The organism is Bacteroides mucinivorans, from assembly GCF_034654355.2.
GTDB classification, from domain to species: Bacteria; Bacteroidota; Bacteroidia; order Bacteroidales; family Bacteroidaceae; genus Bacteroides; species Bacteroides nordii.
On the sequence record NZ_CP178179.1, the window covers coordinates 846501 to 863590 of the forward strand.

Consider the following 17090-nt stretch of genomic DNA (forward strand, 5'->3'; position numbering starts at 1 on the left):
AGTTATGAAAACAAAATTATCTTTTTTTCTTCTAGCAATTAGTCTTTGTATGAGTGCATTGGCAGCGGATGTTCCCGCCCAGTTATTTATGCGTGGCACAGCATTGGCAGAGTCGTCAACACCTTTAATTATGAAAAGAATTAATAAGGATTTTCCTGATTTCTATAATGGTGCGGGTGAGATCAGCAATACTTTTGAACTGTTTACAGCATTAAAAAGCGGTAATTATGAATTTGCTGCATCGGAAAGTGGAGCAGCTATTATTTCTTCTACAACAATAACGGTTGATAAAGAAGGGTTGGTACCTTATAGAATTCGGGTGAATTTTGATGAAAGTACTCCGGAAGTAACTGTTTCCGAGGTGGAAGAGATGATTATATGGGCACCTTCCAAAAAATTTGTTGTAGCTAATCTTGATTACATGGGTAATTCTTCATTTATAATCAGAGGTCTTGAATATAGCAAGGATACCTGGGGAGATCCAAGATATCGTTTCAGAGTTTATACCGCTGATGGTGATATAAAAACTTATGCGTATAAAAAAGGAAACTTAACCGGGCCGGATGATGATAGTAATGAAACAGGATATTTTGATTTGTATCAAACAACGGCTGAAGGTCAGTGGGATGAAACAATAGATGGAGTAAAGTATCAGGGTGCCGAATTCAAATTATCAAAGAAACGCAGAGGAGAAGGATTCACATTGGCTCCATTTGACGTGAAGGTAGTTTTTGATCCGGTAAATAACTATACACACGTTATCAGTGATTATGATCCGACAGGTATTGTTAGTGCAAATGCTGTGTCCAAAGGGGAGGTATATCCGACTGCTATCAATGATCAGGTTACTATAGCTGTAGAAAAAAGAGCTTTTGCTGTTGATTTCATTTCAGCAACAGGCATAACAGTGTTGCAGGCTAAATCTGCTGACAACACTTTGACACTTAATAATATCAGTCTGCCTAAAGGTGTTTATCTGGTGAAGATTGTTCAGGATAACAATGTTTTATCAGTGAAACGTGTAATTAAATTGTAAAGGAAGAAAAGGGGGGAGGTATGTCTATTCATAGGCTTTCCCCTTTTTGTTTTTTCGCTTTGTTAGTAATATACTCAACTATAATTCATATGAAACAATCTGTTAAAACAAATTTAATATTTCTATATGCTCTTATAGGGATATTTCAGGTGGCATTTTCACAAAACGGTACATATTCAAAGAGATACTACAAACAGCAGAAAGTGACTTTTAATAGGCCCAATGGAGCGTATACCAATGCATTGCTTGTCGAGGATTTTGGAAACGGAAGTTACTATACGGATCGTGACCATGCCGCAATTGTAGACGGAACTTATCAGATTAAGTTTAAGAAAGGATGTAAAGTCGGTGGTACAGGTGCAGCTGTTATTGTCAGTACTCCAAAGTTGACGCAATATACTATGGAGTACCTTATTAAATATGATGAAAATTTTGAATCCGGTCTTCATGGCAAACAATTTGGTTTTAATTTAGGAGTAGGATATTCAGGAGGAGCTTCTGATAAAGCAGTACAAAATGGTGATGGTGGAAGTGTCCGTCTCCAATTTGATGCACTCGATGATTGTATATCCAATCAATTGTATGTTTATTATTCTGATATGACAACAGAATACGGTTGTAACCCCGGAGATCAGAAGTATACGATGAAACGGGGAGTATGGAATAAAATAAAACTGACTGTTACGATGGAAACCTCTTATGAAGCTAAAGATGCTCGTATCGAGGTGTGGTGCAATGATGAAAAGAAGATAGATGTGACCGGACTTTCTCTTGTTCGTAAAGACGATCATCGTTTGATAACAGGTATCTGTTTTGAGTCATTCCCCGGTGGAGGTGGTATCTATCCTACACATGATAACTATCTCTATCTGGATGATATGACCTGGTATCCGGGTAGTGATAATGAAGCATTTAAGAGTGTTCCGGATGAGTTGTACATGAAAGGAACTGCATTGGCAGAATCTGTTTCTCCATTGAAAATGAAGAGAATTGTAGAAGGTTTTCCAGAAAGTTATAACGGAAATCTGGTTACCGGTAATACTTATGAGCTGATAACTGCTCTGAAAACCGGAAGTTATTCGTTCTCTGTTTCTGAGAGTGGAGAAGGTTTGATTCAATCGCAGGACATTACAGTGGAGAATGCGGAAAAAAATCCGGTACCTTATCGTATCCGGGTAAATTTCGATAATGATATTCCGCAGGTTACAGTGGAAAAAATTACGGGGGCTATAGTCTTTGCCCCCTTCAAAAAGAAAGTGATAGCCAATCTGGACTATATCGGAAACTCTGTTTTTGAAGTGAGGAATATTCAATATGATGCATCTTCATGGGGAGATCCGAGGTATCGGATAAGGCTCTGTCTGGAAGATGGCTCTGTGGTTACTTACGGATATCTGAAAGGCAGTATATCGGCTCCGAATGATGACAGTAATGCGTCGGGGTATTTTGAACTTTATCCAACGACCAATATTGATGACTGGCACGAAACGATTGATGGAACAAGATACACAGGAAATGAATTCAAACTATCTTTCAAAAGAAGAGGAGAGGGTTTTGATCTGGCACCCTTTGATATGAAAGTGATTTTTAATTCTATCGGAAGTTATTATCATGTTATAAGTGATTATGTAGAGCCTCCTGTGGGAATTACCGAAAACCAGAAAGGGGGAATCGGCATTTATCCTACATTTTTCAATCAATATATTATGATTGAGGGGACTGAGCGTGGTATGCTGGTTGAAATGTATGCCATAGATGGCAGTAAAGTGCTTCAGACGAAGACCGATGCTCCTGTTTGTAAATTAGAGAATCTGAACATACCCGATGGTGTTTATATTTTGAAGCTTTCAACCCGGGATAACATAACGGAGACCCGGCGTGTGATTAAGTATTAAACTTGATTCTTGAAATTAGTCCTATTCAGAAATTATCTAAAATTGATTATTTATGCAGTCTTTCTTCTCAAAAGGTAACAACAATAGTAGCATTTCTTCACTCCTGATAAAAACAAGAATATGCTGGTTCCTTTCTTTTATCATAATAACTCATACGGCATTATGCCGGAATTCCGATCACCCGGTTAACGTTTTTACAGTAGATTCGCCCGATTATACGCATAGCCCTTACACCGGAATGACGCGGAAGCATTGGATAGATGCTGCAAAATATATGCTTGAAGGAGCTTTCAGCTATATTCATAGCATGGATGATGCCATGAAGTTTCCAAAACAGGAAGGTAAGAGTTATCCCAATAGAGAAGAACAGATACCGACAGAAAAGCTGGAAGGGCTTTGCCGTACATTGTACATTGCTGCTCCTTTGTTGAAAGAGAACCCGGATTTAGCCTTGAACAATATAAAGGTGGCTGACTATTACAGGCAACAACTTATTAACATTATAACTCCGGGACATCCGGGTTTTATTTCTCCCCGTACAAAGAACGGTATCTCTCAAAATCTTGTAGAGTTCGGAGCTTTGTCTATTTCTTTGTTCTCGATTCCCGAAATTTTATGGGATCCTTTAACTAAACAGCAAAAAGATGCATTGGCACATACTATGCTGAGCTACGCTGATGGTCCTACAGTTCCTTCCAACTGGCGCTTTTTCAATTTGTTTGTATTTAGTTTCTTTAAAAGCGTGGGATATGAAGTGAATGAACCGCTGATGAAGAAGTTTCTGGACCTCTCTTTTGCCGATTATAGAGGCGAGGGATGGTATATTGACAATTCATCTTATGATTATTATAGTATGTGGGCTTATCAAATGTATGGCATTCTTTGGAGTGAATACTTTGGGAAAAAGTATTATCCGGAGTACGCAGAACGTTTTAAAGCCAATTTTAAGGAGATGCTAAACAATTATCCGTTAATGTTTGGTCGTGACGGGCAGATGATAATGTGGGGACGCAGTATTACTTATCGCTTTGCAGCTATTTCCCCGTTTCCATTGGCGGGTTATTTGAATGATACTTCCGTTAATTATGGATTCTTGCGGAGAATTGCATCCGGAACTTTATTGCAATTCCTTCAAAATCTTGATCTATTGAAAGATAGAGTGCCCACATTGGGTTTCTATGGTGCTTTTGAACCGGCTGTTCAAGGGTATAGTTGCCGGGGCAGTGTATATTGGATGGGTAAAGCTTTTCTGAGTTTGTTACTGCCGGAGTCTAATATCTTTTGGTCAGCAAAAGAAGATGAAGGTATCTGGAAAATGGAATATAAGAAAGGAGCTGTTAAAAATACGTTCCAGAATGGATCTAAGATTCTTATAACTAACTATTTTGAAAGTGGAATTACTGAGATTCGTACTTCAACCAGAATGCCTGCCAATGCAAGGGAAGATTGGCGTTTCTCAGAAAACTATAACCGCTTAGCCTATAACAGCGCATTTCCCTGGATGGCAGATGGTAAACAGGGGGAAGTTGCTATGAATTATACAATCAAGAAAGGAGACGGAGTTTGGAAAGCGTTGTCTATGTATACTTTCGATCATTTCGACCAGGATATCTATTATCGGAATGCGACGCTGAGGGATGATGTTGATGTGAAATTTCAACTGGCCGATATTATACTGCCCAATGGTGTTTTACGTGTTGATAAAGCTATATCAGCGACTCCGGTCGAAGTACACTTGGGACATTACTCGCTTCCTTGTCTTGATTCTAAAATAAAAGAGAGAACAATTAAAAAGCAGGGGCATACAGCTTATGCGATAGATAATGGGAAGTTTCAATTGACAATGGTACCTTTGAATGGATGGGAAGATGTAAGAGTAGAAAATACCAGTGGATTGCATCCCGAAACGAAACAAAGTGCCGTACTTAATGCAGAAGACCACTTTACCGGTGAAAAGATCTTTATTACGCTTCTATTATGGAATAAAACGGGGAACAAACTGGCAGATAAACAACTTTTCCCTGTGAAGGATATTCTTGTCTCAAAAGATAAAAAGAGTGTCACGGTTTGGTTGAACGATGGGACTCAAAAGAAAGTTAAGTGGTAATGGAGTATTAATGATAAAAAGAGAGAGAAAAAAAGATGTTTAAAAAATGCACATTAATAGCAATAGTTACTCTGTTATTTCTTAGTCAAATGGCTGTTTCACAGTCTTCCTTGCCTGAGAAAGCTGAAATCGTAAAAACAGGAAAACTGGTTAATGATTGTTGGATAAAAAATCATTCGCAGTGGGGAAATAATGACTGGGCAAGAGCTGTTTACTATGTAGGGAATACTTATTTCTATAAAATGTTTCCGAAAAATAAATATTTAGATTATTCAACGGCATGGGCTGAGAGTCATAAATGGAAGTTGAGAAGTTCAGGGCCTGATCATGCTGATGCCCAGGTCTGTGGACAGGTTTATTTAGACCTGTATCAGATGGATGAAGAGAAACAGATAGCTAAGATCGCCGCCATAAAAGAGGGGATTGATAAGATGTTGGCAAGGCCGGATGTAGACGATTGGTGGTGGGTGGATGCTTTGTTTATGTCGATGCCTGTTTTTGCCCGGTTAGGTGTTTTATATGATGATGATAGATATTTCGATAAGATGCACCAATTATACTCTTTCACGAAAGCAAATTTATACAATGCCAAAGATCATTTGTGGTATCGGGATGAGACGGTCAGCCATGTAACTCCCAATGGGAAAGCATCCTATTGGTCAAGAGGAAATGGCTGGGTCTTTGCTGCTCTGGCTCTCGTATTGGATAAGTTGCCGGTGAATAGTGAATACAGAGCCGAATATTTAAAAATATTCAAAGAAATGGCTGCCTCGTTGAAAGCTTGTCAGCGGGAAGATGGCTTCTGGAATCCGAGTCTGATTGATCCGGAAGATTATGGCGGACCGGAGACAAGCGGAACGTCTTTATTTCTTTTTGGGATGGCCTGGGGCATTAATCAGGGAGTACTGGATCGGGACACCTATTATTCTGTTATTACTAAAGCATGGGAGGGATTGACTACTTTGGCCGTCAGTCCCCAAGGAGTACTTACCTATGTACAAGGTGTCGGTTTTAAGCCTTCATCGAATCCGGCCACTTCTACTTCTACGGCAGACTTTGGAGTGGGGGCTTTCTTGTTGGCTTGTGCAGAGACTGCGAAATTAGCATCCGGAGATATGCCGGCTGTATCGAACTTCGATATTGTGAGTTTAAAGGCAACTGATAAAAATAGCCTTCTTCTTGAATTTAATAAAGAGATGAATGACTTATCGGCTCTTTCATGTTTTAACTATACGATAGATAATAATGTGAGATTAGAGCGGGTGGAAAAGAAAGACGCAAAATCGGTACTGTTAGTAACCAGCGGTATGCTCCCCGGGGATTATCAATTGAAGACATGTAATATTGAGAGTAAAGATGGTGAAACATTGGATGTGGGAGCATGGGCTTTTTTTGAGTATACAGGTATCTGCTCAGTTAAGGCCAGTGATTTTCAGAGTGGGACCACCAATACACCGGATAAAGTAATCGACGCTGATATGTCTACCCGATGGTCTTCGGAAGGGACCGGGAAGTGGCTCTTACTCGATCTGGGAGAAGAAAGAATGCTTCATTCTGTTCGTATTGCCTTCTATGAAGGTAATACGCGGAAAAATTATTTTAATATAGAATTGTCTCTTGACAATATAAATTTTGAAACGGTTTACCAAGGAGAGTCAAGTGGTAAGTCAGACCAATTGGAAAACTATGATTTTAGTGTGAAGAAGGCACGTTATGTGCGGCTGGAATTTAATGGAAACAGTAAAAGCAAATGGAATAGTATACTGGAGGTTAGGATAAAAACGGTTGATACTGCTTCTGGAATTTCTATTGAAAATAAACCGCAATTTAGTGTTGTCACAGATCTATTGCAATATGGGCAGTTAACGGTTCTAACAGGTGGTGAAAGGTATCGATATTTGGGCTTATCCGTTGTAGATATAGGGGGAAGTTGTATTTATAACCGGGTTTTTACCAACATAGCAGATCATCTTGTGATAAATGATTTGTGGCTTCTTAAAGGTACCTATATTTGTACTATCACCTCTGATAAAGGAAGTACTTCTCAGCTGTTTGTTGTCATATAGGCTGCTTTACTTCCGGTCCCGATATTAAAATTGTAGAAAACATTTTGTTGACTCACTTTGTTGAATAAAGAGTAAATTATCAATAAATTCATATCGTTATAACTCAATTTGATATGGTTAATAAAATAGACTATTTCTCTTTATTCGCACGCATAGCTATTGCTATGAGTTTCCTGTCCGCTGTTGCAGATCGTATTGGTTTGTGGACTCCTTTATTAGGAAGCGAAAATGTGACCTGGGGTAATATGGAAAGCTTTATCGCTTACACAGGAGTTTTAGTTCCATGGATTCCGAAGTTATTTTTGCCATCATTAGCTTGGCTGGTGACGGTAATAGAAGTGATTCTTGGAGTATTGTTAATAATCGGTTTTCAAAAACGTTATGTAGCCCTTTGCAGTGGGATTCTGTTATTGATTTTTGCTTTCTCAATGGTGCTCTTCTCAAGTCTGAAAGCTCCATTGGATTATAGTGTATTTACAGCAGCTGCCTGTTCTTTTCTGCTTTATAAAAATAGTAGGTAAAAAACAAGATGATTCGGGAATAGCCATTACTTGTATCCACCAGTAAGAACCTGTTTAAGTTTTATTCCTTTCCATACAGATATGGATCTATTTACGATTAGACGATTTACGATGTACGATTGGGATTACTCCGTTTCTGACAGCGCTGAAACAAGCTTTTAAAAGAGTAACTTCAATCGTACATCGTACATCGTCTAATCGTAAATAGATTCTGTTTTTGAGCTTAATGATGTTTGTCATTGCCATCCGTCTCTTTCTCCGGTATTGATAAAGCCCCCTCTCGTAGAGTAACGTATAAAGCCTCGGCGTGTAACTTTGTTTTAGATGTACATGTAAAGCGGTACGACATGTGCATGTGGGACAGCACGACATGTGCATCTCATGCTGCTTTACATGTACATGTAAAACAAGGCTGCTCACCGGGGAAAGGAATGTTCCTTTCTGAGAAAGACAAAGTACAACACCGGGCAACGGTAACGATGCCGTCTATGGATACTTCCTCCATCGAAAAGATAGGGCCATAATCTTCGTTACTTTGTGGTGAGTTTTGCTTATGTTTAATCGGGTATTATATTTTAATTTTTTTCTCTCTATCTATTGCAATATTAAAAAGAATACCTATTTTTGCAGTGTACTATTATACTAATACACTTATACATTATATTAAAAGACAAAAGGTATGATTGCAGTAGAACATCTTTCATTCATTTACCGTAAGTCAAAGCGTGCCGTGTTGCACGACTTCTCCCTTTCGCTGAAGCAGGGGAGAGTTTACGGATTGCTTGGTAAAAATGGTGCGGGTAAATCCACACTTCTCTATTTGATGACTGGTCTGCTTACTCCTAAAAGCGGACGGGTTTTATATCATGATACAGACGTTCGCCGCCGTCTGCCGGTGACTTTACAAGATATGTTTCTTGTTCCCGAAGAGTTTGAATTGCCGGCAGTCTCTTTGGTTAGTTATGTTGAACTGAACAGTCCGTTTTACCCTCGTTTCAGTAAGGAGGACATGGTGAAATACCTTCATTACTTTGACATGGACATGGATATCAATCTGGGGGCTCTTTCTATGGGGCAGAAAAAGAAAGTGTTCATGAGCTTTGCTCTTGCTACAAATACCTCTTTATTGCTGATGGATGAACCGACCAATGGACTCGATATTCCGGGGAAGAGCCAGTTCCGTAAATTTATAGCTTCAGGTATGACGGATGATAAAACAATTATTATTTCCACACATCAGGTACGCGACATTGATAAAATTCTCGATCATGTTTTGATTATGGATAATAGCCGTGTATTGCTTGATGAGTCTACGGCAAACATCTGCGAGAAATTGTTATTTCTGGAGAGCGATAATCGCGAGTTGGCAGAAATGGCCCTATTTGCTTCACCCTCCATACAGGGCAATGTGATGATATTGCCTAACACAGAGGGAGAAGAGTCTGATATAAATCTCGAGTTACTTTTTAATGCTACTTTATCTGTGCCACAGGAAATTGCAAAATTGTTTCATACAAAAACAAATGAGTTATGATAAAAGATACTTTTTTCAGTATGCCCCGCTTTATGAATCTTTGCCGTAAAGATATGGTAGAGAATTGGAGATCAAATGTGCTTCGTATTGTGTTGATGTACGGAGTGATGGCGCTTATTATGATTTGGAACGGTTACTTTCAGTATCGGGGTGGAGGCTATGGAGACACTGATCCTGCCTGGAGATTTCTTTTGCCTCTTCTGATGTGGGGACTTTGGACGTTTGGCTGCCTGAGCGCTTCCTTTACCATGGAAAAGATGAAAACAAAGACAAGCCGCCTTTCTGTATTAATGACTCCTGCCACTCCTTTTGAAAAGTATATTTCACGTTGGCTGGTTTCTACTGTTGTTTTTTTAATTGTTTTTCTTATAGCTTATAAATTGGCCGATTATACCAGAGTATTGGTTTATACACTGAAATATCCGGATATAGATACTATTGCACCGGTTCCGTTGTCACATTGTGTCGGAGGAAACGTTCCCTATTATACATTGACCCGTACGTTGAAAGATTTTATGTTGATTATTGGAGGATATTTCTTTTTCCAGTCTTGTTTTGTGCTGGGTAGTTCTATCTGGCCCAAGAATGCTTTCTTAAAAACCTTTGTAGCCGGAGTGATAATAACGATTTTCTATGTATCAGTCACTATGGGAGTGGCTAATCTGGTTCTTGAAAAGAATGGCGATTACTCTGGTATTTATAAAACGGAACGTACAGAGTATTTTATATTATCAGCTATAATAGTCTTCTTTACACTGATGAACTGGATACTTGCCTATTTCCGTTTTAAAGAGGCTGAAATTATTAATAGAATGTAACAAACTCCTGACTTATGAATTTTAAAGAAGCTAAAGCAATTTATCTACAGATAGCAGATAGAATCTGTGACGAGATACTTCTCGGACAGTACAAAGAGGAGGAACGTATTCCTTCCGTCAGAGAATATGCGGCTATTGTGGAGGTAAATGCCAATACGGCCATGCGTTCATTTGATTATCTCCAGTCACAGGAGGTGATTTACAATAAACGTGGTATTGGCTATTTTGTCTCTGTAGGTGCAAAGAAGAAGATTCTCTCTCTTCGGCGAAAGACATTTTTGAAAGAGGAGCTGGATTATTTCTTCAAACAACTTTATACACTTGGCATTTCGGCAGATGAGATAGCAGAAATGTACCGGGAGTACAGTAAACAACAACACTAAAAACAAAATCTGATTTATGAAACGTACAACTTATATACTTATAGGAATATTAGTATTGGGACTGCTGGTATTATTAGCCTTTGTCTTTTATGCCTCAGTAGCCGGCAACAAGCCAAAGGAGGACAAAGAACTCTTCCCGGAATCCGTGTCGATGGATGCGACAGGCATTCACACCGTAAAGTTTAGACTCGATAAGGAGAATGTGTACATCCCATTGTTGGGCAGATTGTGGGTAAAACCTGGACAGGGGGAGACTAAGACGTTCTCTTATCCCAAAGGAGCTTCCAAATACTTTACGGTTGAACGTGAAAAGGACACCTTGTTCGTCTCTTTCCGTTACGATGAAAAACTGTTCTCAGATAAAAAGGGCGAATATGAATTGCCCACCCGTGGATTGAAATTTAATCTGGAAGCAGATTCAACCTTGAACCTCATTTACAATCATGTGGGCGGATTGGGTGTTGCCCTCTCCAATTTAACATTGGACAGCCTTTCTGTCCGGACCATGTTTCAGTCATTTTTAGTTGATTCCTGTAGATTTCGTGCATTGAATACGGAGGTCTTTTCAGGATCCTTCGATGTATACCGGAGTACAATCCGGGATCTGCACATTAATCTGAATGGGATGAAAAATTGGAGAGTAGAGAAGAGTGATATTGATACGGAATACTTGAGCGGCGACTATAAACATCGGTGTGAACTTCCCCGGGGAGAGTGTCGTCAGATGTTTTGGATTCCCCGGAATAAAGATGCAGAATTGAGAGTCACTTTAAAAACTGAAGCCCGTGTCTTGCTTCAGGAGTAATTAGGATAACATTGTATTTATTTTCTGAAAAGATGAGGCTGATCCGTTTTTCCGGACCAGCCTCATCTTTATATCGCTTCCGGGATAGAACTGGATAGTGATTCTCGGATATAAAAAAAGAGAAGCAATTGCTTCTCTTTCTGTAAGTTGCGGAGATCCGACTCGAACGAATGACCTTTGGGTTATGAGCCCAACGAGCTACCAACTGCTCCACTCCGCGATGTTTTCTGAGTGCAAAGGTACGGCTTTTGATTGAATAAGCAAATTATTTCTGAATTATTTTTCTAAAAAAAAAACAATACCCGTTTATTGTATTGATAATGAACAAGGTATATGAGAGATTTTTTCTTGGCATATATTAATATACAAATGTTAATAATCTCGTATTTTTCTTGTAGGGTAGAAAGAAAAGAATTACTTTTGCTCAAATTATTCAGCAATGTGCAATTATAACCTATGACCGTATCAAAAACGAAAGCCAGATTAGTAGACGTCGCCCGTCAGCTTTTTGCGAAGATGGGAGTGGAGAATACCACAATGAATGATATTGCCCTCGCTTCAAAAAAAGGCAGGAGAACCCTCTATACCTATTTTAAGAGTAAGGACGAAATCTATTTGGCGGTCGTTGAGTCTGAGTTGGATATACTCTCGGATATGATGAAACGTGTGGCTGAGAAGAATATTTCACCTGACAAGAAAATCATTGAGATGATTTATACACGGTTGGATGCGGTGAAAGAGGTGGTGTATCGTAATGGGACGTTGCGTGCTAACTTTTTCCGGGATATATGGAGAGTTGAAAAAGTGCGTAAGAAGTTTGATGCAAAGGAGATGGTACTTTTCAAGGGGGTATTGCAGGAAGGTAAAGATAAAGGAGTTTTTCATATCGATGATGTTGACATGACTGCTTCGTTGGTGCATTATTGTGTGAAGGGGATAGAAGTCCCTTATATCCGTGGGCATATAGGAGCTAATCTGGATATGGAAACCCGGAAAAAATATGTAGCCAACATTGTGTTTGGCGCACTTCATAGAACAGAAATTTAATTAAAATCAATTTAGTATGGGATTATTAGATGGAAAGACAGCCATTGTAACGGGTGCTGCTCGTGGTATTGGTAAGGCTATCGCTTTAAAATTCGCTTCAGAAGGAGCAAATATCGCATTCACTGATCTTGTGATTGACGAAAATGCAGAAAATACAGCCAAAGAAATAGAAGCAATGGGCGTGAAAGCTAAAGGATATGCTTCAAATGCTGCTAATTTTGAAGATACTGCAAAAGTAGTAGCAGATATTCATAAGGATTTTGGACGTATTGATATTCTGGTAAATAATGCAGGTATTACACGTGACGGCTTGATGATGCGTATGAGCGAACAGCAGTGGGATATGGTTATCAATGTCAATTTGAAATCTGCATTCAACTTTATCCATGCTTGTACACCGATTATGATGCGTCAGAAAGCTGGTAGCATTATCAATATGGCTTCTGTAGTGGGTGTTCACGGAAATGCAGGACAGGCTAACTATTCTGCTTCAAAAGCAGGTATGATTGGTTTGGCTAAATCTATTGCACAGGAATTGGGCTCTCGTGGTATCCGTGCCAATGCCATTGCTCCGGGCTTTATTATTACAGACATGACTGCTGCTTTGTCTGAGGAGGTAAAGGCAGAATGGGCAAAGAAGATTCCTTTGCGTCGTGGTGGTACACCCGAAGATGTGGCTAACATTGCTACATTCCTGGCTTCTGATATGTCTGCTTATGTATCTGGTCAGGTGATTCAGGTAGATGGTGGTATGAATATGTAATTCTTCGGTATGACCGTCATATACGAAGACAATCACATTATAGTAGTCAATAAGACCGCTTCCGAGATCGTTCAGGGAGATAAAACGGGTGATACGCCTCTTTCCGAAACTGTAAAACAGTATTTAAAAGAGAAATATGCAAAGCCCGGCAATGTCTTCATCGGTGTTACTCACCGGCTGGACCGCCCCGTAAGCGGTCTTGTTATTTTTGCCAAAACCAGTAAAGCACTTCCCCGTTTGAATGAAATGTTCAAAAATAGTGAAGTGAAGAAAACTTATTGGGCCATTGTGAAAGACGCTCCGAAGGAACCGGAAGGTGAATTAGTTCATTATCTGGTGCGCAATGAAAAGCAGAATAAGAGTTATGCTTATGATAAAGAAGTACCTAATAGTAAGAAGGCGATTCTTCACTATCGGCTTATAGGTCGGTCACAGAATTATTTTCTTCTGGAGGTTGATCTCAAAACCGGGCGTCATCATCAGATTCGTTGCCAACTTGCTAAGATGGGGTGTCCCATAAAGGGGGATTTGAAATATGGTTCGCCACGTTCCAATCCCGATGGCAGTATTTGTCTGCATGCACGGCATGTGCAATTTATACATCCTGTGTCTAAGGAATTGATAGAGTTGGATGCTCCTGTCCCTGCAGGAAGTTTGTGGAATGGGTTTGAGATGTTCTGATATAATCGTTTGTATGAATCCCTTCAATAGATTGCTACCTTTATCTTATTATTAACAGTACACTTTCGGGTAGTAAAGTAATAGCTTTCAACCAAAGATAATTCAAGGGTTTAATAGTAAAAACATCCCCATGTTCTTGCTGAAAACACCCGGATGTTTTGATGTAGAACATCCGGGTGTTATCTGTCAGAACATCTGGGTGTTTTTGTAGCAGATATAGGGCTTTATGCTGTGTATAATAATGATATACAGTATCCTAAGCAAGTATACTTTAGTGTATAAAGAGTGTATACTTTGGGTATACAAAAAAGCCATCCCCGGAATAGACGAAGCAGGGATGGCTTTTTATGGTAGTGTGCTTACTATTATTCGGCAGACTGAGCAGGAGTTTCTGTTGAAGCGGGGGCGTCAGTAGCCGGAGCATTTTGGGCCGGTTCTTCTGCTTTAGGCTCTTCAGCTTTAGGTTCTTCCTTTGCAGGCTCAGAAGTTGTTGTTTCCTCTGTGCTTTCTGTTTTTTCAGTTGCAGGCTGAGTTTTAACAGGATCTTGAGCCAATGCAAAGGCTGAACCACCACAAACAAACATAAACATTGCTACTACTAATACTAACTTTTTCATAATTTCTTTGCTTTAAAGAAGTAATCTTTTAATTGATTTCAATTCTCTCGTGTTAAGGTTGGTTAGGTTTTATATCTTATTCAGCAGCAGGAGTTTCTGTTGTCGGAGCGTCCTGTGCCGGAGCTTCTGCGGCAGGTACATCTGTTTTAGGCTCTTCAGCTTTGGGTTCTTCCTTTGCAGGCTCAGAAGTTGTTGTTTCCTCTGTGCTTTCTGTTTTTTCAGTTGCAGGCTGAGTCTTAACAGGATCCTGAGCCATTGCAAAGATTGAACCACCACAAACAAACATAAACATTGCTACTATTAATACTGATTTTTTCATGACTATATATTTTTAAGTTATTTGTATCGTTGGGGCTTTGTTACTGAACGCTTACGGTTATATAAGTTCAAAGGATGTGCCAAAAAAAATATGTACTCCTGTAAGTGCCTTGTATATAGATGCTTATTTGCTTATTCTGCTTTTGGAGCGTGTAGAAAAGTGTGGAAATGTGTGTGGGGTGTAGAAGAAAGGTGTGGAAATAATCCACACCTTTTTATTATAAGTCGATCCCGTAGAGTTTGAGTTTATTATAGAGCGTTTTTCTGTCAATATCCAGCAGTTGTGCCGCTTTACTTTTGTTGTTACCTGTCTGTCTTAGTGCTTCAAGGATATGTTCTTTTTCCGTTTCTTCATTCTTTAAAGAAATATTAGACGGAGTGGAAGATATTTCAAGCAGATCTGTACCTAACTCAACGGGAGTAATGAAGCTTCCTTGTGCTAGTAAAGTTGCCCGTTTGATAATGTTTTTCATTTGCCGTAAATTACCCGGCCAATGATAATCGAGTAACATTCGCGAGGCTTTGGCATCGAATCCGATCAGTTGTTTGTCTAACTCTCTGTTGGCCTGATCGAGGAAGAAATTGGCGAATAATAAGATATCTTCTCCACGTTCTTTAAGAGTTGGCATTCGTAACGTAAACTCATTGATACGATGATACAGATCCTGGCGGAAACTTCCTTTTTCTATTGCTAGTTCCAGATTCTCATTGGTAGCAGAAACGAGACGAATGTCTACTGTAATTTCTTGTGTAGACCCCAGCGGGCGTATTTTGCGTTCCTGAAGGGCACGGAGCAACTGTATCTGTACCTCGTAGCTGAGGTTGCCTATCTCATCAAGGAAAATAGTACCACCATTGGCGGCTACGAAAGCACCGGTCTTGTCTGTTAGTGCACCGGTAAAAGAACCTTTTATGTGACCAAAAAACTCCGAAGCTGCCAGTTCTTTGGGAATGGAACCGCAGTCGATGGCTATAAAAGGTTTATCAGCTCGTTTACTGAGTTGATGGATACGATGGGCTATATACTCTTTTCCTGTTCCACTGGCACCATTAATAAGAACAGACATATTGGTTGGTGCTACCAGCCCCACATAATTATATAATTGCTTGGCGGCATCACTTTCACCTTCCAGATAAGCATGTTTTGGGTCAGGGGTAACTGAGTGTTGGCTTTTGGCGGATAAAGGTTTCCCATTTTCTTTGCCTTGTAAGGCTTCGGACATTTTTTTGAGAAGTTCTTCCGGATTCACCGGTTTGGCTATATAGTCCCGTGCACCCAGTTTGATGGCCTGGACTGCCGACTGTATATCTGCATATCCGGTCATGATAATCAACGGGATATCCATATGCTGTTCATTCATCCATTTTAATAAATGGATACCGTCCTGATCGGGCAGGCGGAGATCGGAGAGAATTAAGTCGGGCATTTGTGCTTCGATACATTTCTTTGCCCGGGCAATGTTACTTGCCGAGTTCACCTCAAATCCTTTTTTCCCTAACCAGGTTTTCAGCATCATGCCGAAGGTTATATCATCTTCAACTATTAATATGGATTTCATGATATTATCTTTAGCCATTTTGTGAGTTACAAAGGTAAGAGGTTTTAGACGAAAATCGTATATTTGCAAACTTAAATTAATTGAAAGCGTTATGAAAAGGAATTTATTGATACTATTAACAATATTGGTTTGTGGAGCTGTAGCTTCTTGTAAACCAGGTCAAAAGAAAAATGTAGATATGGAAAATCAGAAAGAAACAATGTTGAAGATTGAAACTTCGCTTGGAGATATTAAAGTGAAACTTTACAATGAAACTCCGAAGCACAGAGATAATTTTATTAAACTGGCTAAAGAAGGTATGTACAACGGTACACTGTTCCATCGTGTGATAAAAGATTTTATGGTGCAGGCCGGTGATCCGGATTCCAAGAATGCTCCGAAGGGTAAAATGCTGGGTGCCGGTGATGTTGGATATACCATTCCTGCTGAGTTTGTTTATCCGAAATATTTCCATAAAAAAGGTGCTTTATCGGCAGCTCGTCAGGGAGACAATGTGAATCCGAATAAGGAGTCGTCCGGTTGCCAGTTCTATATTGTAACCGGAAAGGTATACAATGATTCTACTTTACTGGGTATGGAGCAGCAGATGAACGAAAACAAACTGACTAATATTTTTAATGGGTTGGCGCAGAAACATATGAAGGAAATTTATAAGATGCGTAAAGCCAATGATGAGGATGGATTGTACGATTTGCAGGAAAAATTGTTTGCACAGGCCCAGGAAGAAGCGGCTAAGCAGCCGGAATTTCATTTTACTAAAGAACAGATAGAAGCTTATACTACTGTAGGTGGCACTCCTCATCTGGATGGTGAATACACAGTGTTTGGTGAGGTCGTTGACGGTATGGATATTGTAGACAAGATACAGAATGTGAAGACTGACCGTAGTGACCGTCCGGAAGATGATGTGAAAATTATTAAAGTATCTGTATTAGATTAA

Annotated in this window: 16 protein-coding genes and 1 tRNA gene; 13 read left to right on the top strand and 4 right to left on the bottom strand. The window is 39.6% G+C overall.

From position 1 onward, the window contains the following. Window positions 1–4: 4 nt before the first annotated feature. The 9 genes from VCM39_RS02925 (at window position 5) to VCM39_RS02965 (ending at window position 11165) form a co-directional block, all read left to right on the top strand. Window positions 5–1036, top strand: coding sequence for a T9SS type A sorting domain-containing protein (locus VCM39_RS02925; RefSeq protein ID WP_322934085.1), 1032 nt, complete (start codon window positions 5–7; stop codon window positions 1034–1036). A gap of 89 nt (window positions 1037–1125) precedes the next feature. Continuing rightward, on the top strand, window positions 1126–2931 hold the full coding sequence (locus VCM39_RS02930; RefSeq protein ID WP_289292845.1) for a T9SS type A sorting domain-containing protein: 1806 nt from the start codon (window positions 1126–1128) through the stop codon (window positions 2929–2931). Between the two features lie 52 nt (window positions 2932–2983). Then, entirely contained in the window at window positions 2984–5038 is a 2055-nt protein-coding gene (locus tag VCM39_RS02935) for a DUF2264 domain-containing protein (RefSeq protein WP_322934086.1), read from the top strand. Between the two features lie 35 nt (window positions 5039–5073). Further along, entirely contained in the window at window positions 5074–7104 is a 2031-nt protein-coding gene (locus tag VCM39_RS02940) for a glycoside hydrolase family 88 protein (protein ID WP_322934087.1), read from the top strand. Between the two features lie 113 nt (window positions 7105–7217). Further along, window positions 7218–7625 (top strand): DoxX protein, encoded by a 408-nt coding sequence (locus VCM39_RS02945; protein WP_289292842.1) that lies wholly within the window; start codon window positions 7218–7220, stop codon window positions 7623–7625. A gap of 679 nt (window positions 7626–8304) precedes the next feature. Next, window positions 8305–9159, top strand: coding sequence for an ATP-binding cassette domain-containing protein (locus VCM39_RS02950; RefSeq protein ID WP_221650927.1), 855 nt, complete (start codon window positions 8305–8307; stop codon window positions 9157–9159). Next, window positions 9156–9977 carry a hypothetical protein gene (locus VCM39_RS02955; protein WP_221650928.1) on the top strand — a complete coding sequence of 274 codons (822 nt, stop codon included), beginning with the start codon at window positions 9156–9158 and terminating at the stop codon, window positions 9975–9977. The genes VCM39_RS02950 and VCM39_RS02955 overlap by 4 nt, the downstream gene beginning before the upstream one ends. Before the next feature lie 14 nt (window positions 9978–9991). After that, window positions 9992–10360, top strand: coding sequence for a GntR family transcriptional regulator (locus tag VCM39_RS02960; RefSeq protein ID WP_221650929.1), 369 nt, complete (start codon window positions 9992–9994; stop codon window positions 10358–10360). Window positions 10361–10376: 16 nt separating this feature from the next. Next, the gene (locus tag VCM39_RS02965; RefSeq protein WP_289292841.1) at window positions 10377–11165 is read left to right on the top strand and encodes a hypothetical protein; all 789 of its coding nucleotides are present in this window, start codon (window positions 10377–10379) and stop codon (window positions 11163–11165) included. 147 nt (window positions 11166–11312) lie between these two features. Here VCM39_RS02965 and VCM39_RS02970 read toward each other — a convergent pair. Then, window positions 11313–11385, bottom strand: a tRNA-Met gene (locus VCM39_RS02970). Between the two features lie 236 nt (window positions 11386–11621). On the opposite strand from VCM39_RS02970, the gene VCM39_RS02975 reads away from it, so the two are divergent. The 3 genes from VCM39_RS02975 to VCM39_RS02985 are packed head-to-tail and all read left to right on the top strand — an operon-like array spanning window position 11622 to window position 13656. Next, on the top strand, window positions 11622–12212 hold the full coding sequence (locus VCM39_RS02975; RefSeq protein ID WP_221650931.1) for a TetR/AcrR family transcriptional regulator: 591 nt from the start codon (window positions 11622–11624) through the stop codon (window positions 12210–12212). Window positions 12213–12228: 16 nt separating this feature from the next. Continuing rightward, entirely contained in the window at window positions 12229–12975 is a 747-nt protein-coding gene (gene fabG / locus VCM39_RS02980) for a 3-oxoacyl-[acyl-carrier-protein] reductase (protein WP_322934088.1), read from the top strand. 9 nt (window positions 12976–12984) lie between these two features. Next, window positions 12985–13656 (top strand): RluA family pseudouridine synthase, encoded by a 672-nt coding sequence (locus VCM39_RS02985; RefSeq protein ID WP_221650932.1) that lies wholly within the window; start codon window positions 12985–12987, stop codon window positions 13654–13656. Window positions 13657–14021: 365 nt separating this feature from the next. Here the strand turns inward: VCM39_RS02985 and VCM39_RS02990 are convergent, their stop codons facing one another. The 3 genes from VCM39_RS02990 to VCM39_RS03000 form a co-directional block, all read right to left on the bottom strand. Beyond that, window positions 14022–14273: a hypothetical protein gene (locus VCM39_RS02990; RefSeq protein ID WP_221650933.1), complete on the bottom strand. Its 252-nt coding sequence runs from the start codon at window positions 14271–14273 to the stop codon at window positions 14022–14024. A gap of 76 nt (window positions 14274–14349) precedes the next feature. After that, window positions 14350–14592 (bottom strand): hypothetical protein, encoded by a 243-nt coding sequence (locus VCM39_RS02995; RefSeq protein WP_289290620.1) that lies wholly within the window; start codon window positions 14590–14592, stop codon window positions 14350–14352. A 217-nt stretch (window positions 14593–14809) separates the two neighbouring features. Further along, entirely contained in the window at window positions 14810–16150 is a 1341-nt protein-coding gene (locus VCM39_RS03000) for a sigma-54-dependent transcriptional regulator (RefSeq protein ID WP_221650935.1), read from the bottom strand. A 91-nt stretch (window positions 16151–16241) separates the two neighbouring features. On the opposite strand from VCM39_RS03000, the gene VCM39_RS03005 reads away from it, so the two are divergent. Continuing rightward, window positions 16242–17090, top strand: a complete 849-nt coding sequence (locus tag VCM39_RS03005; protein ID WP_221650936.1) for a peptidylprolyl isomerase — start codon at window positions 16242–16244, stop codon at window positions 17088–17090.